This window comes from Pseudoalteromonas sp. McH1-42, assembly GCF_022347845.1.
Classification (GTDB): Bacteria; Pseudomonadota; Gammaproteobacteria; order Enterobacterales; family Alteromonadaceae; genus Pseudoalteromonas; species Pseudoalteromonas rubra_D.
The window spans coordinates 1-25,200 of the sequence record NZ_JAKRFU010000008.1; the positions used below are offsets into that span (position 1 = coordinate 1).

Consider the following 25,200-nt stretch of genomic DNA (forward strand, 5'->3'; position numbering starts at 1 on the left):
TTTCTTATTTAGAACAACTAAATAGCAAAATTTTTGCCTTGTTATCGACCCTATTTTCTCGCCTCAAAATAGACCACTTAATTAAGCAAATTGGTATTAAACAGAAATTCCCAATTATTTGGGGTCTCATAATCCATCATCACCTGTAACTCACTCCCTGAGAAATTATATTTCACCCGCGTTATTACCCAGTCACCGTTAACGACTGTCCTGGCTCCTGTAATGTTATTAACTATCCATCGTACAGGGCATTGTCAAACTGTCCATGGACGTGTCTCGCTGCAATCAGTGTATGAGCTGCGAGCTGGTTTTTCAGCACTGCCGAACCTTGTTACTCACCGGGCAGCATAAAGTAGCTGGGTTCAGCGTTTAAGATCCGGCCTATTAGACTAAGGTCGCAGAATATGTTGTTTGTATGATTTTTGTTCGCTCTGTTACTCTGGGAGGGCAGGTCATCAACTCTTTAAACGTCGGTGCGGCCTGCGTTTACCGACAAATACAACATGGAAAAGGTAATGAAATATAAAAACTTATTAATGGCGCTGCCATTGCTTGGTGCAATGGAAGTCGCGCTTGCGGTGGACTGTAGTAACTTAACTGACTGGCAGGCTCAGAGTGTCTATACCAAAGGGGATTCAGTCACTTATCAGTCTGTGAGTTACACCGCAAAGTGGTGGACTCAGAATCAAAACCCCGCAAATAACTCTACGACTTATGCTGTATGGAATAAGGATGGTAATTGCGATGCAACTGAGCCGGTACCGTCAGTAACGGTCACCTCACCAAGCAATAACGCGAGCATTATTATAGGGACGCCTATCGATTTGACTGCATCTGTTTCTCATCCACAGAATGTTGCGATTGAGCGGGCTGAATTCTTTATCGATGGTACGCTGATTGCGACAGATAATACCGCGCCGTATTCTGTGCCCTGGCAAGCACAAGGGCTAGGCAGTCATCAGTTACAGGTATTTGCAGTCGATGCCGCAGGCGGTAGAGGGGAATCCAGCGCTGTAAACTTTACAGTCGCTGCCGATGATTTCCCGCCGGGTGATCCTAATTTTAAAATTGTCGGCTACTTCCCAAGCTGGCAGGGGGCTGTCAGTGATATCCAGTTTGATAAACTGACGCATATCAATTACTCATTCTTGTTACCTAACGCAGATGGCACACTTCAGCCACTTGAAAATTTGAGTAAAATGACAGCGCTGGTAAATTCTGCGCATGCAAACAATGTAAAAGTTGGTATTGCTATAGGTGGCTGGAATGGTGGCGATGACAGCGCATTTGAAACATTTGCTGCGTCGGCACAAGGTCGCACGACGTTTGTACGTGAAGTAATGGCCTTCGTAGAGCTACACAACCTGGATGGTGTAGATATGGATTGGGAATATCCAGATCCTGGTACCTCGGCGAATAACTACGCATTGTTGATGAAGGAACTGAGCGTAGAGTTGCGTGCTCGTGGTAAGTTCCTGACCGCTGCGGTTGTTGCGTTAGGCTATACAGGCGGTGGTGTTTTGGAGTCTGTATTCCAGGATATCGATTTTCTGAACCTGATGGCTTACGATGCGAACAATGGCAATCATGCGTCTATGCAGTATGCCAAAGACTCTATAGCATACTGGCAGAGTCGCGGTCTGAGTAAGGAAAAAACTGTATTAGGTGTGCCTTTTTATGCGCGTCCAACCTGGAAGGCATATCGGACTTTGGTCCAGGAAAACCCTGCTAATGCCTGCCGGGATACGGATGGCAGCAGTTATTATAATGGTATTCCAACTATCCGTGCCAAAACAGAATACGCAAAGCTTAATGCCGGCGGTATCATGAACTGGGAATTGTCACATGACAGCAAGGGACCGGCTTCATTGTTAACCGCAAAGTGGGAAGTCGCAAAGGGTCTGGCACCCAGCTACACCTGTCCGTAATACATCGATAAGTACGGAGTTCAGCAGCTAACCTAGTTGCTGAACTCACCTTCGATTAATAAAACCGTTTCAAAGTGTCCATATCTGGCAGCAAAGGCAGGCTTATCAGTTTGCTTTGCCAGAGCTGAATGACCTCGGATATGTCCTCGTAATGAGGGAGCAATAAATAGCTACCCAGCAGCACTACACCTATCTGAAGTACAGAGGCCAGCGGCGCACTGGTCGCAACGGGTTTGAGTGCACTGCCAAATGAGGCTTTCAATTCATTATTGTTGATGTCTACTGCGTAGCATTCATCGAGGATTAAATGGGTTAGCATGCCTAATACAACCATCACACCACACAACAGCGCAAAAGGCAGCCCTTTACCCAAATACAAAGGAATATTAACTGTGATGATGGCAAACATCAGCACAGACAACAGCGAATGGCTTGCGCCGCGGTGAATGGTATAGCTCTCAAATATAGGCTTCAGACCATACATGATGAGTAGATAGACGCCCAGCCCGGACAACCAGATGCTGAGCAGAGAATGAAACTCGATGGCCAGTGGCAGTCCAATGGCTGCACACAGTGCAAATATCGAAAACAAACTATTTAACGAGCGTGATTTGTCGGCGTCAAGATCTGGCAGAAGCCCAGCTAGCGCACCTAATATAAATAACAGCAGTATATCACTCATATCGGCAAGGCTGGTTGCCAGTATAACGGATGATGCGGCGGCACTAACTACCACCGCTGCTTTGAAGTGAGTTGCAAAATTGGCCACTAAGTAAACTTCCGGTTGTATGGAGAGTACACCAGCCACAAAATCGACTCTGTGGCTGCTCTATCGAGAGTGATCATAATGGCATTGTTATTGTTTTACTAGCCATAAAACAGGGGCTTACTTATAGTGATTGCCACAGCAGTGTGAACCACGCGATAAACAGAGTGATACTGCCAAGGGCAAAGGCGAGCGTACGCATTTTGAGGTTCTGGCCAAGTATATGCTCATAGCAATGCCAGTAACGTGCAGTAACGAATACTGTGCTGAATACATACCATAGTTGCCCTTGGATCCCCTGAATATGCAGCATCAGTAACAAGCAGATAAACAAAAGGGGTAACTGGAACTGGTTGTCATAACTGTTGGTCAATAATCGGATGCGCTCGGGAAAGCCTTCTTTACTGACAAAGCGGATGTCTGACAGTGTTATTTTGCGCTGATAGACAGCGCGGATCCGCAGACTGGCAGTTATAAACCACAATAGAGTATAAAGAGACACTAAAAAGAATATTGGGATGTGGATCCACATTGGGTTGTTCCTTCTGTAAATGAGATTGGCTTTACTTTATCTAATCAGGTGGCTAAGTTACTGTGTCAATATTGACGAAATTTGGGTTGAAAGTGACATGCGGATCGTACTTGTGTGCCCGCCGAAAGTGTTTGCCAGTGCACTGACTGGGGTGATCGACATATTAAACGTAGCTAATCAAGTTCTGGGGCGGTCTTTTTTTAGCTGGAAGATCGCTGCGCTAACCAGTGAACTTGAGGTTGTCAGTAGTCAGGGGCTGAAGATTCAATGCGACAGTACTTTGGCGGATTTACAAGATTATGATGCCATGATCTGGGTAGGCGCACAGTACAGTGGTCACAGTGCTTTATGGCAACAGTGTATGCAGGTTAAGGAGGCATTAAGAGGGCTTAATGATGTACACCGTCATTGTCGTTTTCACCTTGCTGGATGCTGCGGTGTTGCTTATCTGGCAAGTACGGGTTTACTCGATAAGCATCAGATCACGGCCAGTTGGTGGTTGGCTCCATTTTTTGCTAAGTATTTTCCTCATATTGACTTTAAATCCGATGAAATTGTTTTTCGCAGTAATGACGTTTATACCGCCGGCGCAGCACACAGCTATTTACATCTGATCCTCACGTTTATCAGCGATAGAGTAGGCAAAGAAGTGGCTGAGCAAATTGCTTCATGGCTGGCAATTCCACAAAAGTTTTCCAATCAAAATCAGTTTATTCGACTTAGTGTGTTACAGGACCATTCAGATAAGCAGGTCAAAGCGGTACAAAGGCTCATTGATGAAAATCTGCAGGATTCACTGACATTAAAACGATTGGCAGAGTCGGTATATATGTCTGAGCGAACTTTGATCCGGCGTTTTAAGCAGCATGTAGGGCTAACGCCTATAGATTATGTTCGATTAGTGCGGTTGGAGAAATCCAGATATTTACTTGCGAGTTCTGAACTGTCACAAGAGCAAATAGCCTATCAGGTTGGTTATCAGGATCCGCAAGCATTGGCGAGACAATTTAAAAAGCACTTTCAAATGAGTATGAAGGCCTTTAGAGAATGATAGTAATTTAGTATATGTTTTTTCTAAATGCTCTGTTATAAAAGTATTAAGTGCTATTGTGGACACTGCAATTATGAATGCTCACCTCTATCTTGCGGCGTTTTGCCTGACAACCCTTGTTGCCTGTGGTGGCGGCTCGTCAGACAGCAGCCCAACTTCAAATAATACCTCATCAAACACAACAACAGATACTCAAACTCCCCAGCAGGCTGGCGGAGATACTGAACAACCTACTCAGGAGCAGGGAGATAGCTCGCAAGGCGAGGGGAGCAATAATGCTTCTGAAGGAACTGATGAAACGCCGGAGCAGCAAAACACCCCGCCCGAGGTGATTGTCGATATCGCTCAGCCTGAGGTGATTAAAGGTGAGCCATTAACTCTGTCTGCCAACGTCGCAGACCCTGAAGATACTTCATTTAGTTATCTCTGGAAACAGTTGAGTGGGCCAGAAATTGAATTGGGTGATGTGACTGGTCCAACGCTGGTTATCACTTTACCAGAGACCTACCAGGCCGTTGGTGATACTTATCAATTTTCAGTCACGGTGACGGATCCACAGGGCGCAGAAACAACCTCTGAGATCGATGTTTATGCCAGTAATGCGATGTCAGATATTCAGGCTGCAGTGCTCTTACATCAGGGGACAATGGGGCCAACGCTGGAAGAGGTGAATGCAGCTACTGGCATGAGTGAAGAGCAATGGCTGGATGCGCAAATGGCATTACCGGCTACGTATCACTCTGCACTACTTGAAAACTATCCTGACAGAGATACGCCTTATCAGATAAATCGTATTGATGCCTGGTGGAAAGCCACATTGAATGCAGATGATCAACTGAGACAACGTGTGGCTTTTGCATTGAGCGAAATTCTGGTGGTCTCGGATGCAAACAATGCATTAAAAGGTGAACCGGAAGGCATGCTTGCCTACTACGATCTGTTGATTGAGCATGCGTTTGGCAACTACCGGGCACTGCTTGAAGCTGTGACTTTATCGCCTGTGATGGGGACCTACCTCAGCCATCTTGGTAATGAGAAGGCAGATCCTGAACGTAATATCCGACCTGATGAAAATTACGCACGAGAGGTCATGCAATTGTTTACCATCGGGCTGGATTTGCTCAATCTGGATGGTAGCATCATGCGTGATGACAACGGCCAAAGTATCCCGACCTATTCTCAGCAGGAAATCACCGGGTTTGCACGTGTTTTCACGGGCTGGACGTTTGCATTCTCGGCTCGCTGGAATCGCCCAAGTCGTAATTTTAGTCTGCCTATGCAAGCATTTCCTGACTATCACTCAGAGCTAGAAAAGACACTACTGAATGGAGAAGTGATCCCGGTCGGTGTTGGGCCAGAAGACTCTATGCAGCTCGCTTTGGATAATTTATTTAATCATAGCAATGTTGCTCCCTTTATCTCCAAGCAGCTTATTCAGCGATTGATCACCTCAAACCCTACTGCTCAATATGTAGAACGCGTTGCTATGGTATTTAATGACAATGGGAGCGGTGTGCGGGGAGACCTCAGTGCTGTGATCCGTGCCATTTACCTTGATGATGAGGCGCGACGGTATGGATCTGTTCTGGCGCATCAGGGAAAAATAAAAGAGCCACTGCTTAAAGGGGTTCAGATGTGGCGTACACTGGATGCACACAGTGAGGAAGGTAACTACTTCACCTGGAACCTGGATGACAGGTTTGGTCAGGGCCCTATGCTATCACCTTCGGTATTTAACTTTTTCAGGCCAGATCACCAACCAGCGGAATTGAGTGAGCAAGGGTTATTTGCGCCTGAACTACAGATAGCGAATGATGCAGCAATGATTGGCACGTTAAACCAACACTACAGCGACTTGGTCTGGCGCATGGCTGAGCGCCACGATACGCTCAATCCATCGGCAATTTATTTGTATGGCCATAGTGATATCGCATTGCTAGAAGCCAGCGGCCTCAACGCGTTGCTCGACAGATATAATGTGCTGTACTTTGCAGGCAATATGTCACAAGCAAGCCGGGAAGCGTTTGTAGAGCTCGACGCGTACTTTGAGAATAAAAGTGCAGCGGACAGAGTTGGGCAGCTTTTGTTTATGGTGTCATTATCACCCGAATTTAACGTGCAGTATTAGGAGGCCGGCAAGATGAACAAGAGCAGAAGAGACTTTCTATCCCTGTGCCTGAAAGGAGGCATGTCGGCTGCAGCATTAACCAGTTTGCAGCTTCAGGCGCTGTCGGGCAGCATAGAGCAACGTAACTTTTCAGACTATAAAGCTCTGGTATGCGTGTACCTGTATGGCGGCAACGACTCCATGAATATGCTTGTTCCGCTGACGGGCGATCATCGTAGCTGGTACGAAGCAAGCCGGCAGAACCTCGCTGTGCAGGATGCGCTGTCACTGACAACTGCCAGCGAGTTTGAAGGTGGCGTTGGCCTGCATCCTGCGATGTCTTCATTACAGCCATATTTTGACCAGCAGACTTTGGCCTTTGTGGGCGGGGTAGGGACTTTAATCGCACCGACGTCCCTAGCTCAGTATCAGGCCAGGAGCGTACCATTACCGCAGCATCTGTTTTCGCATAATGATCAACAGGCAACCTGGATGCACGGCCAGGAAAAGCAAACGCTGAATACCGGCTGGGGTGCCAGGTTACTAGAGCGGTTAGATCAGGGCACGGTATTTGGCAGTAATATTACCGTAGATGGGGCAAACCCATGGCAAACTGGCATGAATACCAGTGCATTTGCATTGAGTAAAAGTGGTATAAGTAAAATTAACGCCCTGAGCGGTTATGAGCCGCGAGTAGAGCATGTAAGGCGCGTCATGCAAACCTTGTTTAACCAGACGTCTCATCCGCTGGCATCGGCGTATGGCAGCCGGTTAAATGGTTCTATCGAACATACTCTATACATGAACACTTTGCTGGAAGAAGCGCCTGTACTGGCTACTGAATTTGGCGAATCGAGTCTATCCGCGCAATTGGCAGCGGTCGCGAAAACCATCAGTATCCAGTCTCAGCTGGGTGCTAAACGACAAATCTTCTTTGTCTCTATGGGCGGATTCGATACGCATGATGAGCAGGAGTCTGCCCACCCGGCATTGCTGGGCGTGCTTGCACAAAGTTTAGTGGAATTCCAAAGTGCGATGGCTGAGCTTGAGCTGACAGAGCAGGTCAGTACATTTACCATGTCTGATTTTGGTCGTACATTAACCTCTAACGGAGATGGCACCGACCATGGCTGGGCAGGTAATCAGTTGATACTTGGTGGTGCGGTCAATGGCGGTGATGTGCATGGCGCTATGATGCCGCAGCAGCTCGATGGATCAAATGATGTTGGAGGCGGACGCCTGATCCCGGCATTCGGCAACGAACAGTATTTCGCACCGTTGGCACGTTGGTTTGGTCTTGCAGACAGCGAAATGACAGAGTTATTTCCGAATCTTAGTAATTTTGATGCGCAGGCACTTTCCTTGTTCAAAGTATAGTTGTGTAGTTTTGCTTCTGCGTCAGTCATGTTAGATTACTTCGTGAAATATCACGAGGTAATCTATGTCTTCTGTAATCGCACAATTCTTAAACGATCCCCGTCTGCTGCTTAATGCAGTCGGCGAGGGGATATACGGGTTTGATCTATCAGGTAATGCCGTGTTTATTAACCCGGCTGCAGAAAGAATGACTGGCTGGTCTGCCGACGATTTACTGGGCAAGAAAATTCATCAATACCACCATCATAGTTACGCAGATGGCACCCCTTATCCAGCGGATCACTGCCAAATTTATCGAACTATGTTTGACGGCAAAACCCGGCATGTCACAGATGAAGTGTTTTGGCGCAAAGATGGCAGCTGTTTTGCTGTGGAGTACACGTCGACACCCGTATATAAGGATGGCCAGGTTATCGGTGCTGTCGCGATATTTCGCGATATATCAAAACAAGTTGAGGCAGAGCGGGCGTTGAGAGACGCGCTCGAGCAAGTTCAGACGCTTTCTGAGCAACTCAAAGAGGAAAACAGCTATCTGCTGGCAGAGATTAATGAAGACTGGCAGGATTCCGGGTTGGTGGGCCAGAGTCATATTTTTCAGACTATGCTTGAGCAAATAAAGCTGGTTAGCCAGACCGATAGCACCGTACTGATCCTGGGTGAGAATGGCACCGGAAAAGAACTGGTTGCGAGGAATCTACATCGTCTGAGCTTAAGAAGTGCTCAGCCTTTTGTACGTGTTAACTGTGCTGCTTTTTCCCCCAGCTTGCTGGAGTCTGAACTGTTTGGCCATGAAAAAGGGGCGTTTACAGGAGCGAATGAAAGACGCAAGGGGCGTTTTGAACTGGCGCATCAGGGCACATTATTCCTCGATGAAATTGGCGAGTTGCCACTCGAAGCACAGAGTAAGCTACTGAGGGTGCTGCAGGAACAGGAGTTTGAACGTGTCGGGGGGAGCAAAACCATTTCAGTAGATATTCGTGTGATTGCCGCGACCAACCGAGATCTGTGGCAAATGGTAGAAAAAGGGGAGTTTAGAATGGACTTATACTACCGCCTCAATGTCTTTCCTATTAAAGTACCGGCGCTTAAAGAGCGGCTTGAAGACATTCCTTTATTATGTGCCAATATGTTATCGCGACTTAATGCTCGTTTGGGTAAGCAATTACGTGGTATCGCTAAATCTTCACTGGTAAAGCTTCAGGCTTACGACTGGCCCGGTAATATTCGTGAACTGCAAAATATTCTTGAACGTGAAGCCATATTAGCCACAGGCAGAACACTGCGGCTGACCCAGGCATTGGCTGCGACTATAGGAGAAGCGGCCGTATCTCAGGATCTATCTCTTGAACATGCCCAGCGGGAACACATACTCTCAGTCTTAGAACTTTGTCAATGGCGGGTGGCTGGCGAGCAGGGCGCAGCAGCATTACTGGGTATGCCAGAAAGCACTCTGCGATCAAAAATGAAGAAGCTAAATATTCAAAGAGAACGCGATATATAACGGGTGTTCGCGATATTTCACGAGTCTATGTTTTTCGCGAATATTAAAGTTTTTATAAAACAGCAAGTTAAAAACTTTCAGTTTGGTCTGAAACTTGCAAATTGTATTGGTGTGTTTCACTGATAATAAGCAAGTATTATGAAGTTCGATATTAAAGAAGAAGATATGATCATCAAGCCCTATAAGCAGGATGGGCCGATTTATATCCGCGAACAAAAGGGGCCTTTCCAGCAGATCCGTCGCTATCTGGGTTGGTTCCTGATGTTGGTTTTCATTGCCATTCCCTGGATCCCATACAAAGGCCAGCAGGCTGTATTACTGGATGTGGCTTCTCAGCAGTTTCGTATTTTTGGCGTTACTTTACTACCGCATGATTTCATGATCCTGGCCTGGGTATTTATGGCTGGTGCATTTGGCTTATTTTTTGTAACTAACTGGCTGGGCCGGGTATGGTGTGGTTACACTTGCCCACAAACGATTTGGATGCTGATGTTCACCTGGGTTGAACATCGGATCGAAGGGACTCGAAACCAAAGAATTAAGTTGGATAAAAGCAGCTGGGACGGCAAAAAAGTATCTAAAAAACTGGCAAAACACGCAGTATGGCTGCTGATCTCTGTCTTTACGGCCACTTCTTTTATGGCCTATTTTGTGCCAGCCAAAGCACTGTATACCGATATGTTTACACTGCAATGGTCTGGTCTTGTGAGCTTCTGGGTGTTTTTATTCGCATTTTGTACCTACGGGAATGCAGGCTTTTTGCGCGAGAAAATGTGCAACGTGGCTTGTCCATATTCACGCTTTCAATCAGTCATGTTCGATAAAGATACCTTAGTTGTATCATACGATAGTGCGCGCGGCGAAAATCGAGGCCCCAGAAAACGCAAAGCAGATCACAAAGCGATGGGATTAGGCGATTGTGTAGACTGTAATCTATGTGTTGAAGTGTGTCCGGCGGGCATTGATATCAGAAATGGTCTGCAATACGAGTGTATTAACTGTGGACTGTGTATTGATGCTTGTGATGAGACTATGAATAAGTTTGGCTATGAAACCGGGCTTATCAAGTACACCAGTGAAAATACACTATCGGGTAAAAAGACGAATCCGTTCAGGCTAAAGCTGGTGGGATATGCGGCCCTGTTCGCTATGATTGTGGTCACTATGGTGGTCTGGGCAATGAATCGTACGCCTATAGAAGCTTCAGTGATCCGCGACAGAAACGCGTTGTACCGTGTGAATTATGAGGGGCTGGTGGAAAATCCATATACCTTGAGTATCATCAATAAAACCCAGCAGACCTTGCATTATCAGGTTGGGATCAGTGGGATAGAACATGCCAGCTTATCAGCGCCTGATTCGATCAAGATAGAGGCGGGACAAATGCTTCTGGTTCCAGTGACGGTAACGGCGGATGGCTATGATTTAAGCCGCACAGCAACACCATTGAAGTTTGTGGTGACGGCCCAGGAGGATGCAAACATCACGATAGAAAAAGAAAGCTACTTCTATAAAAACCGCTAAAGACAGGTTAGTTTCGGTCTTCTCCGATGTGCACCTCATTATTGAGTTGAGCTGTTTCATTAATGAGGTGCCTATTGAGCTTACTTTTCAAGTGAGCTGGTAGCCACTTTAACATTATGCGTTTGTATTCCTCTGTTTTGACCAGGTTAACTAATGTCTGATCGAACAGGGCAACTGCTTTTTTGCCCAGGTCGTTATTAGTACAACCGATATAGCCTTTAGCAATGAGTGGCACGCCGATTAAGGCGATTTGTGTCAGGTTATCAGCGCCGAGGCGTTTACTCAGGTAGTAATGTTCACTCGGATAGCCCAGGACTAAGTCCACTCGCTTTTTCACCAGCATGTTTGTCAGGCTTTGCAGCGTATCCCAACCCGGCCGAATAACAACCTGGTCGCGTGGCAACCGCTCAATAAGTTTATCGAGCTTTTCCCCATATGAGCGACTTTGCGCAATACCCAGAGTGAGGTCATGTTTGAGCATCAGGTTTACCAAAGAAACAGGTTGTCTCACATCTAGCTCAAGTTTCTGTATGGTCTCTTTTCGCAGCGCAAGCCCGGGCGAAAGACCCACGGTTGAGTGGTGCTTTGTATAAGTGATGTATTTTTGTCTGCTGGCGGTTTTATAAAGCGACACCATACAGTAACCGCTGCGGCTGTGGCTCAATTCATGAATGGCGCGACTGGCTGGAAAGCTATGATGATAATAGTCAAGTTTATTTAACTGAGTATGTAATAACGAAATGACCTGTTCATCTCGACCTTCGCCTTCATCCCTGTCTGCATAGATGTAGTAAGGTGGAAAGTCTAAGGTGATCCAGGATATTGCATGATTCTCGATACGAGCGTAACAAACTGAGGTAATACACGTTAACAACAGCAAAAAGAACTTCACGCATTTCTCCGAATATGTCATCCGAATAGTGAGTTTAGCAGAGGTCATAAAAAAGCGGAGTAAAAGGCGGTTCGGGCCGGATATTTCATGGAATTGGCTGAGTGAGATATTTGCGTTTTAATTATTTTTACAAATGGTAATGGTTTGCTACATTTTAGAGGGTTCCAACTCAGTTTGCACCGCTTGATGAACATGGATAGACAAACTTAGTTACGCTGCAATTGGTGCACTTTTCAGTTAAGATGGGGGGTTAGCGTAACGATTAATATAATAACTAAATTGGAAATAAGAGAAGACAATCATGGTTACGCTTATCGTCAGTGATATATTCGGTCATAGCGACTATCTCGAGGACTTTGCACAAAACCTGGACGGTGATTGCAAAGTGAGTTCTCCCTACGGGGATCGGCAGGGAAAAGGACACCTGCCAGAAAACCAGGTTTATCAGAGTTTTATCAATGAAGTTGGGCACGATGCGTATATGCGCAAAGTATTGGACGACATCCTGGCCTTTCAACCGGATCTGATCATTGCTTTCAGTGCTGGGGCTGTTGCTGCATGGCGGGCTTTGTCTGCAATTGCATTAAAGAGCTCTGTTAAGCTGATTGCATTTTACCCGGGGCAGATAAGAAATTATTTGCATCTCAACCCAGGCTGTCGGGTTGACGTCTTTTTTCCCTATCAGGAAAACCATTTTGACATAGTACCAGTCATGGAAATTCTGCAGCAACAGCCTAATGTTGAGTGCTTCCGTACCCGTTATGAGCATGGTTTCATGAACAGACTGTCTGCGCACTATGACAGTGATGCTTACGGCCACTATCTGGCCAGATGCCAGGGAGAAGTGGCGCAGCTGGCAAAGATTAAATTTAACTATCGACGCATTAAAGATGAACTAGACTTAGTGTCATCTTAATCATTGTGGGCACTTAACACCCCCGGTTATCGGTCATGGAAGTACAGCTTTAGGTTGTGATGTGGTGGTTGCTGATAGCGCATGGGAGCAGTGGTAGCAAGCTTGTTTGTTATCGCTGTGTTTCTGTCGCCGCATACTACTACCGCAATAGAAGGAGTTTTCTATGTCTGAAAAACTGACTATCCCTTATCGCCATTTTTTGGGTAATCCCATTGCTAAACCACCTTGCAGAATGCTTAATGCAATGATGTACGGATTTTTTTTAAAAGGGAAAATTGAGAAAATACAGGCGTTTTTCGATGCTACGTTGAACTCCGTACCTAATGAGATTAATACCTACAAGGCCATATCTTCGCATTGTCTGCTGACATTTACTGATATCGAAAATATTGCCTCTAAGGTTCCGCCATTTAGTAATTATGGCTACATGCAGGAAACCGATATCATTATCTGGGTGCCAGTTGCTGAAGTGTGCAAAAACACCAACCGTATGACTCACCTTTATTGGTATCCCGCGTTTATCACTGTGAATAACATCAATGCACTGATCAATGGCCGTGAAACCTGGGGATACAACAAGTACTTATGTCGTTATGAAATGCCCAGTGACCGGCGGCATGCGGATCATTTTTCTCTGAGTCTTGAGACCTTTCAGCCTTACGACCCGAATAAAAAAATGGCCTGGTACGAGTTATTGTCCATAGACCGGGTGGCGGATGATGATACCTGGTTTGAGGAAGCCGTAGAAATCAGCAAGGAAGTCGCCGAGCTACTCCATGAAACTGCCAGCGAAATTGATATTAGTAGCGAATTTATCAAACAACTACTGACAGGGTTTACAAACCCTATGTTAGATCAAATCTTCTTCAAACAATTTCCGGATGGCTATGCCACTAACAGCGTTTACAGCGCCGTAGTGCATTCCCCTTCAGAAGTGAAAAAGCTCCATAAACTGGGTTTTTTAAAAGACGAATATAAAGTCACCATTAATCAGGTTGATGCTTTTCCCCTGGAAGATATGTTTGGGATAGCCGTGGGCGAACAGTTCGCAAAGCTACCTTATTATCTTTGTATGGACTTTGATCAAGACGGGGCACATGAAATTGTCAGAGCAGAGTTGGGGTAGGGTGTCATTATGAGTAAAGAAAAAATCGTAATTTTGGGTGGTGGTGTATCGGCTATGACTGCCGCTGTTTATCTGACAGAAAAAGAAAATTGGCAGGAAAACTATGAGATCACAGTCTATCAGTTAGGTTGGCGCCTTGGTGGGAAAGGCGCCAGTGGGCGCAACCCAGATGCACATGAACGTATTGAGGAACACGGCCTTCATGTATGGTTTGGATCATATGTTAACTCATTCCGGGCGATCGAAACCGTTTACAATAATTTGGATCGACCCAGCTCTGTGCCTATTGCAACATGGCAGCAGGCGTTAAAACCTCATAGCTTTGTGGTTTTACAGGAGTTCATTGACAATGAATGGGAAACCTGGCCGGTTGATTTTCCTTTGGTGCCTGGTAATCCGGCGGACGGTACTCTGGATCTGCATTTTTGGCAACTGATCCAGATGACCATTGCCTGGTTACACAAATGGATAGATGGCTTAGAAGATGAAGTGGAAGCTGCTCATCGGGAGATTCGTCTGCAAACGCGTAAACGCCGGGACCGGGGGTTGTTGCAGCACCTTGCCAGCGAAATTACGTCGGCATTTGATAGTCTGGAAGATAAAGTTTCTGACTTTTTTGATAGTGCACACGATGAGGCCAAAGAGATCTGGTCGACTCCCCGGTTACTGATCACGCAACTGCACGAATTATTGAATTTGCGTGCAGCGGATAAAAACCTCTCAAACAGTCGTGACCGCCTGGTTACCTGGTATATAGTTCGCAAGCTTAAACGCTGGCTTAGAGCTGAAGCGCGAGATTTGTTGGATGATCATCCGGGTATCAGGCGCTTATACATCTGTGCTGATCTTGCTATTGCGATGTTGATTGGCCTGCTCCGTGACCATGTCCATTCAGATGGTTTTGAAGCAATCAATAAATATGACTTTAAGGCATGGTTGAAACGCAATGGTGCTGATGAAGAGTATGTTGTTGAATCAGCGCCGGTGAGAGGGTTTTATGATCTCGTGTTTGGGTATGTTGATGGTGATTTTGATAATGGTAATGTAGAAGCGGGCGTTGCGTCACTGGCTATGCTTAGATTGATGCTGTGCTATCGCGGTGGCGTAATGTGGAAAATGCAGGCTGGCATGGGCGATATTATTTTTTCACCCATTTATGAATTGCTGGCTAAACGCGGCGTTCAGTTCGAGTATTTCCATCAGGTTGACGAGCTGATCCCGGCATTGCACGGTAGTGAGCATGTGGTTGATGAGATCACAATGACACAGCAAGTAAAGCTCAAAAATGGGCAGTATGATCCGTTTGTCGACGTTAAAGGATTACCATGCTGGCCAGATAGACCGAATTATGACCAGATAGATGATGCTCAGGCTGCGTTATTACAGCAGCATAATGTCAATTTAGAATCTTTCTGGAGTAACTGGCCGGCAATTTATGAAGCTGAGTTTGGTACGCCATTGCCGACATTGTCGCTTAAGCGTGGCAGGGACTTTGATAAAGTGATCTTTGGTATTTCTGTCGGTGGTCTGGAGCATGTATGCCCACAACTGCTGGCTCTGGATCAAAAGCTGAGTTTACAAAGTAGTGAAGTCAAAACAGTGGCAACTCAAGCATTTCAGGTTTGGCTCAATCAAACAGATGAACAACTCGGGTTCAATTATACGCCACCCAGTGAAGAGCGTCCTATCCTCAGCGGGTTTTCGCAACCTTTTGATACCTGGGCTGCTATGTCGAATTTATTACCGCATGAAGATTGGCCTGCTAACGGACCAAAGAACATCGCCTATTTTTGCAGTGCGTTTGGTTGTGCTGAGTATCCACCCAGTAACCACCATAGTTTTCCTTCAGACCAAAAAGCCAAAGTAAAAGTAAATGCCATTAACAAGTTAGCGACAGAAATGAAACCGCTTTGGCCCAATGCCTATAATGCAGCGGGTCAGTACAATTGGAATACACTCTATGACGACAGCATCGCGCAAGGCGAAGAGCGATTTGACAGCCAATACTGGCGGGTCAACGTTGATCCTAGCGAGCGATATGTCTTATCTGTAGTAGATAGTAGCCAATACAGGCTCCCAACAGATGGCACTATTTTTAATAATCTTTACCTGACAGGAGATTGGATCAGCACGGGTGTGAACGCCGGGTGTGTTGAAGCTGCGGTGATGGCAGGTATGCAAACCTCTCGTGCAATTTGTGGGTTGCCTGAAAGTATCAGTGGTGAGGATGGCTTTAAACCGGACTGAGCCCTGAATAGCTGACTGTTCAGGGAGCCAAGTTAGCTAACTATAGAGATAATATACAAAAGACCTCCGATTTTGTTGGAGGTCTTTGCATTTCGACTATACTCAAACAAGCACAAGCGTGAAGCAGAAAAAGAGCACGGATATGTTTAAACTCTCAGCGATATCAATTTCAATAATTACAGTTTTTTTCTCTCCCGTTAGTGTTTTTGCAAACAATGATAGTATCGAAGTCATCGAAGTTTATGCGCAAAAACGTAAGCAAACTCTAGAGGAAGTGAGCATTTCAATAGCAACCCTGAAAGGCGATAATATCACCAGTCAGGGGATTAAAGACATCAGTGAAGTGGGCGGCTATGTTGCCAACTTTAAAATCAGTCAAAATGCTGCCGAGGGCACACCACCGGCACTAAACATTCGCGGCGTAGGGTTAATAGACTATAACACCGCAAATACGTCGCCGATCGCAATGTATATTGATGGCAGACCGGTTGGCTCTGCCAACAATCAGATCGCCAACTTGTTCGATGTTGAGCAAATTGAAGTACTGAAAGGTCCACAAGGCACTTTGTTTGGACGTAACAGTACTGGCGGTGCATTGCTTGTCAGAACTAAGCGCCCGGATGATGGTAACTATGGCTTTATTAAGGCGGGTGCTGGCACCGATGAATGGCGTCGGGTGCAAGGGGCATACAATGCAAAAGTTAACGAGTTAAGCGCGTTACGATTCTCTTTTAATCACACTGATTACGAATACACAAGCTATAACTTGTTTGACGCATCTCCAGAAGCTGGTCTCAAGCAGCAAGATGCCAGGCTCAGCTACTTAGCTGAATGGGACGAATTTACACTTTATGCGAAGCTTGAATATGGCCACTGGGATGGGATTGTGCAGCCAGTGGGCAATATTGGTATCTTTAAAGACCCAGCTAATGGGGTGCGATGTTCACCGGCAGAAGCTGGTGGTCCTGGGTGCTTTGACATGTTTGGCTTCAATGATGGCAGCGATGATTATTGGGCTGTCAGCGTAAATAATGACTCTCCACATTTGTCTATTTATAGAGGCTGGACGGTACAAGGTGATTGGCAAATCTCGGACAGTCAGCAGCTGACCTACATAAATGGTTTTAATCGCCTGGACAGGCGCCACGCATTTAACTGCGATGGCAGCCCCGCGAGGCTATGTGAAGGAGAACTAGGCCTGAAAAATGAGATGCTTTCAAACGAATTGCGATACAGTCAAACCAATGACAGAGATCATCTTACACTTGGCTTATTTCACATAGAAGAACGTATCTATCAGGACAATTTCAATGATATTCTGCGAGATTATCGTGGCTTGTTAAGCACCGATCTAACTAATACATTCTTTTATGACAATGAAATTATCGTAAAGTCTGTAGCCGCGTTTGCGCAGTATGAGTGGCAGCTTAACGACGCACATCGTATTACTGTCGGACTTCGTTACAGCGATGAAACCGTTGAGTATGATTCAGTTTCCCGGCTAAACACTGTTGCAGATATTACGCAGCTAGATGGAGTGACCATTCCTTACTATCGTGTGAATGGTGAAGTGAAAGATGATGGCTTGTCTGGGCGCTTAGCCTGGAATTATCAATACTCTGATCCTCTCATGTTCTACTATAGTTTTGCCAACGGTACCAAAAGCGGTGGATATAATGGCGGGTTGCTTGCAACTGAAGAGCAGGCAAAGTTAGCCGATTATGGCCCTGAGGAACTCTATGCACACGAAATCGGGGCGAAATATAACAATGCGGATAATTTATCGGTCAATGGTGCTGTGTTCTTTTACGATTACAGCGATCAACAAGTGTTTATGAACCAAGCTTCTACTGTCCCTGGCGCACCCCCGCTTCAGTTGCTTGAAAACGTCGGTAGCTCGACAATATACGGTGCTGAGTTGGCTATTCAATATAAGCTGAACGATGCCCTTAAGTTTAGAAGTGCAGCTGGCTATGTGCCAGAGGCAAACTTCGACGAGTTCATTGATCCGGTGGGCAATGTATTGACAGACAATCGGTTACCGTTTACCCCAGAGTGGAACATCAATGGCGATGTTACTCATACCATGTCATTTTTGCAAGGAGAGCTGGTTTCAACAATTGGGTTTGATTATCAATCCGAGTACTACTTCGATCAAAACCAAAATGCTTACGCAATGCAGTCAGGGTATACTCTATGGCGTGGGAGCGTGCACTATGAACGAGGTGACTGGCGCTTTGGTGTATGGGGAAAGAACTTGTTTGATAAAGAATACAGTCACTTAAAGTTTGATTTAAGTGCTTTTCTTGGCATGTTGGAAGACTTTAAAGGAGAGGGGAGACGCCTTGGGGTGGATATTTCGTATCGGTTTTAGCCAGGCATTGACCCTGAGCTGCTATAGTTTAGGTCTCAAATGGGTAGTGTAAGACTATTATGCGCGGCATTGCTGTGCCTGTTTACTTTTTTTGCAAACGCGAGCGTGTATGTCTTTGACGGCACGCAGCGAGGGCAAAATTTACATGACAAAGGAATGGTGCTGTCGGCTCAAAATGGTGCGCGGTTTCCGGATAACTTTGCTCAAGTAGAACAGTGGGCAAGCATACAACCGGAGCAGACTAAACGTGCGCTGTTCTCTGGTCGATACTGGCTGGTTACAGAAATAGAAAATCACTCTAAGTACCAGGACCTGGTGCTTTATCCGTATAATACTGTGCTGTCTAATGTCGAGACGCGTATTTACTCACAGTCTGGTGTGGAACGGTTTTTTACTGGTGGTATGCATGCCAATGAGTATCCCTTTCACTACGGTAATAAAATCCACCTTTTACCTAACCAACGGTATTTTGTTGTTACCTTATTTGAGAGTGACTACTTTTACACACCAATCAAACTAGAGCTTATTCCGGTCAAAGAGTTTGAACGACAGGTGACAATTGATAATTTACTCATGTCACTTTGCTTTAGTGTGGGTATTGTACTTGGCTTGTATAACCTGCTGATTTATATCGGCTCTAAAGATATGACTCACTTATACTATGCCATGTTTGCTGCAACCTGGGTGTTTGCCTGGAGTCACTTCTTTCATATTTCCGATCAGCTTTTTGGTTTTTATTCTGCCCATTTACACTGGCTGGGTTTTGCGCTGACGCCGATTACCAATGTGCTTTTTTACAATCAACTCCTCAAGCTGAAAGAGACGCATCCATCTTTGTCTACAGCCTCGCTCTGGGTAGGTGCAATCGGTGCGATCGGTACACCCTTTTGTATCTTGTTCCCGGGTTTTGGTTTTCTCTGGGCAACCCTGGCCACGGGATCGGCATTGTGTATGGGGCTATACGTGGGCGTGTTGCGCTTGATGGAAGGCTTCAAGCCTGCGCGTTATTTTGTTCTGGCCTATGTGTGCATGGCCATTCCTAACATGGTCGGCAATGTGACTAACCTTGGATTATTGCCTCCCATTGCGGTTAATTTATATTTAATCGGCCTGATTGGCACTGCACTAGATGCCTTACTGCTAGCTTTTGCCGTTGCCGACAAATATCGTCTGACCAACGAGCAAAACATTGAGCTGAATAAAAACCTTGAAGCTAAGGTGCTCAAGCGGACTTATGAATTAGAGCAACTGGCTTCTGAATTACGGGATGCCAGCGAAGCTAAAAGTCGATTCCTGGCAAACATGAGTCATGAAATTCGCACTCCTATGACGTCGATAATTGGCTATGCCGATGGCATTATGCTCGGTGATATCAAGCCGCATGAGCGTAATCATGCTATTTCGGTGATTTTGCAAAATTCCCGTCATGTTCTTGGCCTGATTAACGATATTCTTGATATGTCTAAAATCGAAGCAAATCGGCTGGAAGTAGAGCTCATAGAAGCGAATCTGTTTCAGTCGATTGCTCATGTTGAGTCTTTGCTGGGTAAGCAGATCAGAGATAAAGGGTTGGAGTTCGAACTGAATTACCATTTCCCTTTGCCTGATTACATTGTGATTGACCCGACACGCTTGCGACAAATACTGCTCAATCTGACCTCTAATGCGCTTAAGTTTACTTCGGTTGGTAAAATTTCCATTGATGTTAATTGCACGCAGGATACCTTATCAATCAAAGTGCAGGATACCGGGATCGGGATGACGACGGCAGAACAGAAGGAGCTATTTAACGCGTTTCATCAAGCTGACTCGTCTACGACCAGAAAATACGGTGGTACCGGCCTTGGGCTAAATATCTCAAAAAGTCTGGCTCAGAAACTCGACGGAGACATTGAAGTTGAAAGTGAAGTTGGTTCGGGCACCGCTTTCACTTTGTCTGTGGGCTTATACACTACGCAACGCACTAAATGGCTCAACACCTTTTCGGAAATTCATCAAACTCAGGAACCTGGTGCAGAGCCGGAGGGTTATGAATCTGAATCATTAAAAGGTGAAGTACTGTTGGCTGAAGATCACGTTGATAATTGTCGTTTAATAACGCGTATTCTGGAGCGAATGGGGCTTAATGTGACAGCGGTAGAGAATGGGCAGCTAGCTGTGCAAGCAGTATTGGACGGAGAGTTTGACTTGATCCTGATGGATATTCAAATGCCCGTGATGGATGGTGAGCAGGCATTTAACTTCATTCAGGCTACGGGCAGCACGGCTCCAGTCATTGCTTTAACGGCAAACACTATGAGTCATGAGGTAGAGCGATATCTGAAACTTGGCTTTACAGATCATCTTGCTAAGCCAATAGACAGAGCAGAGTTCGCCAGAAAAGTAAGCCACTACCTGAATATTACCGTTGAAGAAGACCTGGCTTTACCCGATGAAGAGTTTTCAATATTAAAAGCACAGTATATAGCTGGTCTGCATGAGCAGCTGGTGCAGTTACAAAACCAGCTCAAATACCATGACTTTGAAGGGTTGTCACGCTCCATACATGCGCTGAAAGGCACGTCAGCAATGTTCGACTGCCATGACATTTATCAAACCGCATCTAAGATAGACGTGTTACTTAAAGAAAAAGAATATGACAAGGTCAACGTACCAATGGCGGAGCTTCTGGAGTTGATGCATATCGCAATTCAGCAGTCTGAATGTCATCAGGCTATCTGAGGGGGCTCTGGTTGTTGTGCTTTTATTTCGGGTTTTGAGCTATTTTAAATGTAATAAGTTGTTCGGCTTTTGTTATTTAGCGATCACCATTTTTTGTTTTGGAAAAAGCAATAAAGTGTAATGTAATCACTACACTAGTCTTATTTATGTAATCTAAATGAGAATACATGCCTTTACCAGTTTTGTGTAAAAGTAGAAACATCAAAGCTTTAGCGATAAAGTGCTCAACATATTTTCACACTTCAGGGTGGTGTATTTTTGAGCTGCTGGTCTTTTTGGCTTACCTTTAAAGCGGGTTAGACAACAAGGTATGCAACTATGAAAACACCTATTCCATATATTTTACTGGCTTTATTAGCGGGCTGTTCTTCATCAGATAACGATGAGCAGAGCAACACAAATGCTCAGGAGCAGCAACAGCAGGCTCCTGCTAATGACGACACGGACAACAACACTGATAACTCTGATAATGATGACTCTGGCAGTGAAGATTCAGATCCGGGTGATAACGGCACGGATGATAGTGATGACTCGAGTGAACCCGATGAATCGCGCGGCATCTATTTTCCCACTGACGTCATGGCCTCTTCTCCTTTTAGTGATAGCAGTGAAGAAGTTGAGCGTGGCTTTGGCAATCGGCCAGCGGTAGAGTACGGCCCGTCCGTACCTACATATTTGTGGTCTACGCAGCGGATCGGGCGGATACTCAATGGCACAGTTCCTTTGTTGGACGTATTTAGAGTTCAGTCATTTTATCGCAACAGTACGAATGCGGACTGTTTTGGGCCTCAGGTGGCCTACACAGGTCATCCAGATGCGACTGATCCGGCCTCTGCCTCTGGCACCTTACCTGGTGGTGATTTAGGGTTGTGGTCAGAGAGCGACAGCAATGGTAATGCCTGTGCTGTTGCGCAAACTAATGCGTTGTTAAGTGGGATCAGAGATCAGTCAAGAATGAGTCTGATGACCTTGGCCAGCATGGTTTCAGCAGCACTGGATTCAGGTATGAGTTTGCCCACAGATGGCAGTAGTATTGATGTGACCGGCGAAATGAATGCTAAAGGTGTTGCAGGTGTGACTTTCTCCGCTGCTGCCATAACCCGCTCGGGGAGTGAGTGGCTATATACAATTTCTCTGACATATACAGTCAGTGGGTCAGATTATGACATTTCGTTATCTATGGCACATACGCCCGGAGTAGATCTGTTGAATTATTCTGGTCATCTTACTTACCAGGTGGAAGGTGAGCAGGGCGTCAGCGGCATAGAATTTCCTGGCGGTAATTGTAGTCAAAATGAACGCACCAGAACGGGGTCACTGGCTTATGAGCGTTCTGGAGATAATATGTCCCTGCAAGCCAGGGTTGCCACCTTGTGTGGTCACAGTAATAGCGGCATGTTCAATAGTGACAGCCAGGTTGATGTGAATAACAAGTACCACAGTGTCGATAATCCTGATGGATGGAGTGAGAACTTTTCAATATTTGGCGCTAATTTTGACCTTACAACATTGGCAGGACAATATGCCTATGTCTGGCAGGCTGGTGTGAACGACAGCCACAGCCGAATTTTCAATATCGGGTTTAATTCCCCGAGTCTCGACAATGGCGAAGCGCATTTTGGTTATGGGTCGAAAATTGAAGACACTGATGGGCTTATCCAAGGTTTCATCTGTAACTGGGCGGGTCCTGGTAATGATCACAGTATGCAGGCATTCTCGCAGCGACAGTTCTTTGAGTACGATAGTGCAACAGCGACCTATGACGGGACTGGTAGTAAAGCAAATATTGAATACGCGCCTACAGCGTCGTGTAGCTATGACGGCACTGGTAGCTTCGTATTCGATATAGATGCCAGTGGCGTATTGGGTGATATCGCTCTGGAAGATGGCTCACTGGTGTTCAGCCAGGATTTATGGGCACCCACTGATCCGAGTAAAACAGTAGCGGAGTCCATCATCGACCGGGGGTTATCTGTACCAACAGTGCCTTACACCTGGCCCATTGATGAATAAATACAGTGCTATCGGGCCCTCATCAGAGGGTCCGTAATCCTCTTATTCATCGTAGGCTTGCGATGGATCAAACTCTCTCCCGTCATCGACCAATGTCTAGTGTTGTCTTTATTTCAGTAATTCTATGTTTAATAGCGTACTCGTCGTTAACCGGGTGTTAGCGAATTGGCGAAATATCAAGCTACCTTTACCCGGCCCAACAGGAAATCATTATGACAACAACAGCATATCAGGCCTATCAACAGGCGTATGAGCAATTTGAGCAAGATCCTGAAGCATTCTGGTTACATAAGGCTGGCCGCCTCAACTGGCATACCACACCCAAAAAAGGCGTAAGTTATGACCATGAGTCATTGAGTCACTGGTTTGAGGATGGTCAACTCAACACCTGCTATTTGGCCCTGGATCAACAGATAAATGAGGGAAGAGCTGAACAAGTTGCACTCATTTATGATTCTCCGGTGACAGAGCAAAAAGAGTGTTACACCTATGCGGAATTGCTGGAGAGCGTTAGTTATTTTGCAGGCGCGCTGAGTGAACTTGGTGTTGTTGCCGGGGATCGAGTGGTCATCTATATGCCGATGATCCCGCAAGCGGTAATAGCCATGCTGGCATGTGCGCGACTCGGGGCTATTCATTCAGTCGTATTTGGTGGCTTTGCGCCTAAAGAGCTGGCTGTGCGTATTGACGATGCAAAGCCCAAGCTGGTGCTGAGTGCGTCTTGTGGTGTTGAGGTAGGCCGAGTTATTGAATACAAGCCAATGCTGGATGAAGCTTTAGCGTTGGCAACGCATGAAGTTGAGCATACGGTTGTATGGCAGCGTCCTCAATATCGCGCATCGATGCTGACTCCCCGGGATATTGACTGGTGTGAACTGGTCGCTGCCGCAACTCAGGTTGATGCTGTGCCATTACCTGCTACTCATCCGCTCTATATTTTATACACCTCTGGTACAACGGGTGTGCCAAAAGGGGTCGTGCGTGAGCAAGGGGGGCATGCTGTAGCATTACACTATAGTATGGAAACTGTGTATGATATGAAACCCGGCCAGGTATTCTGGGCCGCGTCTGATATTGGCTGGGTTGTTGGCCATTCTTACATCGTTTACGCGCCACTGCTGTTTGGCTGTACTACTTTATTGTATGAAGGAAAGCCAGTCAGAACCCCGGACGCAGGCGCATTTTGGCGGGTTGTCGAGGAGTATCAGGTAAATGCGTTGTTCAGTGCTCCGACTGCTTTTCGTGCCATTAAAAAAGAAGACCCGGAAGGTAAGTTGTTTGCTCAGTACAATACCCGTTCACTGCAAACCTTATTTCTCGCTGGTGAGCGTTTGGACCCCGCTACCTATGACTGGTTGCAGTCGGTGACAAGGCTTCCTGTTATTGACCATTGGTGGCAAACTGAAACTGGCTGGCCAATTGCCGCCAACCCCATGGGTTTATCACCTTTGCCGACCAAAGCGGGTAGTGCATCCGTGCCTACGCCGGGTTATCAATTGACTGTCCTGGATGCGAATGGTGAACCTTGTGCGGCCAATGAGCAGGGGCTCATTGCACTCAAAACACCGCTGCCACCAGGTTGCCTGAGCAGTATCTGGCAAAATAGCACTCGCTTTAAGCAGGGGTATCTGTCGGAATTTCCCGGTTATTATCTCTCAGGAGATGGTGGGTATCTGGATGAAGAAGGGTACGTATTTATTATGGGGCGCACGGATGATGTGATTAATGTTGCAGGCCATCGTTTATCAACCGGGGAGATGGAGGAAGTGGTTGCAGCACATGACGCTGTTGCTGAGTGCGCTGTATTTGCGGCCAAAGATGAGCTAAAGGGACAGGTGCCGGTGGCCATGGTGGTACTCAAAGATGGTAGTCAGCTTACTCTGGCGCAATTGCGTGAAGAACTGGTGCAGTCTATACGCGGCAGAATTGGTGCAATAGCGTGCCTGAAACAAATCCTGGTTGTAGAACGTTTACCTAAAACACGTTCTGGTAAGATACTGCGCAAGAATTTACGTCAGCTGGTGGATGGCGAAGCGATGACAGTACCGTCAACTATTGACGATCCTGCCACGCTTGATGAAATCAGTACCCTGTGGAAGGCTTCGCAGCAATAACCTGCTGTATG

16 protein-coding genes are annotated in these 25,200 nt (G+C 46.1%); 13 read left to right on the forward strand and 3 right to left on the reverse strand.

The features are described from left to right. The first annotated feature begins 515 nt into the window (after positions 1 to 515). Entirely contained in the window at positions 516 to 1,928 is a 1,413-nt protein-coding gene (locus MHN31_RS07710) for a glycosyl hydrolase family 18 protein (protein ID WP_125559208.1), read from the forward strand. A 55-nt stretch (positions 1,929 to 1,983) separates the two neighbouring features. Here MHN31_RS07710 and MHN31_RS07715 read toward each other — a convergent pair whose 3' ends face one another. Next, on the reverse strand, positions 1,984 to 2,697 hold the full coding sequence (locus MHN31_RS07715; protein ID WP_171044993.1) for a metal-dependent hydrolase: 714 nt from the start codon (positions 2,695 to 2,697) through the stop codon (positions 1,984 to 1,986). 121 nt (positions 2,698 to 2,818) lie between these two features. Beyond that, positions 2,819 to 3,226 carry an MAPEG family protein gene (locus MHN31_RS07720; protein ID WP_125559212.1) on the reverse strand — a complete coding sequence of 136 codons (408 nt, stop codon included), beginning with the start codon at positions 3,224 to 3,226 and terminating at the stop codon, positions 2,819 to 2,821. A gap of 97 nt (positions 3,227 to 3,323) precedes the next feature. Between MHN31_RS07720 and MHN31_RS07725 the strand changes: the two genes are divergently transcribed. The 5 genes from MHN31_RS07725 to ccoG all read left to right on the forward strand — a co-directional run bounded on the left by MHN31_RS07725 (position 3,324) and on the right by ccoG (position 10,786). Further along, positions 3,324 to 4,277, forward strand: a complete 954-nt coding sequence (locus tag MHN31_RS07725; RefSeq protein WP_125559214.1) for a helix-turn-helix domain-containing protein — start codon at positions 3,324 to 3,326, stop codon at positions 4,275 to 4,277. Positions 4,278 to 4,350: 73 nt separating this feature from the next. Beyond that, positions 4,351 to 6,405: a DUF1800 domain-containing protein gene (locus MHN31_RS07730; protein WP_239444099.1), complete on the forward strand. Its 2,055-nt coding sequence runs from the start codon at positions 4,351 to 4,353 to the stop codon at positions 6,403 to 6,405. Between the two features lie 12 nt (positions 6,406 to 6,417). Beyond that, positions 6,418 to 7,761: a DUF1501 domain-containing protein gene (locus MHN31_RS07735; RefSeq protein ID WP_239443965.1), complete on the forward strand. Its 1,344-nt coding sequence runs from the start codon at positions 6,418 to 6,420 to the stop codon at positions 7,759 to 7,761. A 64-nt stretch (positions 7,762 to 7,825) separates the two neighbouring features. After that, positions 7,826 to 9,262, forward strand: coding sequence for a sigma 54-interacting transcriptional regulator (locus tag MHN31_RS07740; RefSeq protein ID WP_239443966.1), 1,437 nt, complete (start codon positions 7,826 to 7,828; stop codon positions 9,260 to 9,262). A 138-nt stretch (positions 9,263 to 9,400) separates the two neighbouring features. Further along, complete coding sequence (gene ccoG / locus MHN31_RS07745; RefSeq protein WP_239443967.1) at positions 9,401 to 10,786, forward strand: cytochrome c oxidase accessory protein CcoG; 1,386 nt, start codon at positions 9,401 to 9,403, stop codon at positions 10,784 to 10,786. A 7-nt stretch (positions 10,787 to 10,793) separates the two neighbouring features. Here the strand turns inward: ccoG and MHN31_RS07750 are convergent, their stop codons facing one another. Next, positions 10,794 to 11,678, reverse strand: coding sequence for a transporter substrate-binding domain-containing protein (locus MHN31_RS07750; RefSeq protein WP_239443968.1), 885 nt, complete (start codon positions 11,676 to 11,678; stop codon positions 10,794 to 10,796). A 301-nt stretch (positions 11,679 to 11,979) separates the two neighbouring features. On the opposite strand from MHN31_RS07750, the gene MHN31_RS07755 reads away from it, so the two are divergent. From MHN31_RS07755 to MHN31_RS07785, 7 genes are all read left to right on the forward strand, one after another. Then, positions 11,980 to 12,594, forward strand: coding sequence for a hypothetical protein (locus MHN31_RS07755; RefSeq protein WP_125559224.1), 615 nt, complete (start codon positions 11,980 to 11,982; stop codon positions 12,592 to 12,594). A 163-nt stretch (positions 12,595 to 12,757) separates the two neighbouring features. After that, entirely contained in the window at positions 12,758 to 13,720 is a 963-nt protein-coding gene (locus MHN31_RS07760) for an acetoacetate decarboxylase (protein WP_125559226.1), read from the forward strand. Between the two features lie 9 nt (positions 13,721 to 13,729). Then, entirely contained in the window at positions 13,730 to 15,967 is a 2,238-nt protein-coding gene (locus tag MHN31_RS07765) for an NAD(P)-binding protein (RefSeq protein ID WP_239443969.1), read from the forward strand. Between the two features lie 142 nt (positions 15,968 to 16,109). Then, positions 16,110 to 18,341 carry a TonB-dependent receptor gene (locus MHN31_RS07770; RefSeq protein ID WP_239443970.1) on the forward strand — a complete coding sequence of 744 codons (2,232 nt, stop codon included), beginning with the start codon at positions 16,110 to 16,112 and terminating at the stop codon, positions 18,339 to 18,341. A 39-nt stretch (positions 18,342 to 18,380) separates the two neighbouring features. Beyond that, positions 18,381 to 21,062 (forward strand): ATP-binding protein, encoded by a 2,682-nt coding sequence (locus MHN31_RS07775; RefSeq protein WP_239443971.1) that lies wholly within the window; start codon positions 18,381 to 18,383, stop codon positions 21,060 to 21,062. 318 nt (positions 21,063 to 21,380) lie between these two features. Continuing rightward, complete coding sequence (locus MHN31_RS07780) at positions 21,381 to 23,075, forward strand: hypothetical protein (protein WP_239443972.1); 1,695 nt, start codon at positions 21,381 to 21,383, stop codon at positions 23,073 to 23,075. Between the two features lie 173 nt (positions 23,076 to 23,248). Beyond that, positions 23,249 to 25,189: a propionyl-CoA synthetase gene (locus tag MHN31_RS07785; protein ID WP_343224688.1), complete on the forward strand. Its 1,941-nt coding sequence runs from the start codon at positions 23,249 to 23,251 to the stop codon at positions 25,187 to 25,189. The last annotated feature ends 11 nt before the right edge of the window (positions 25,190 to 25,200 follow it).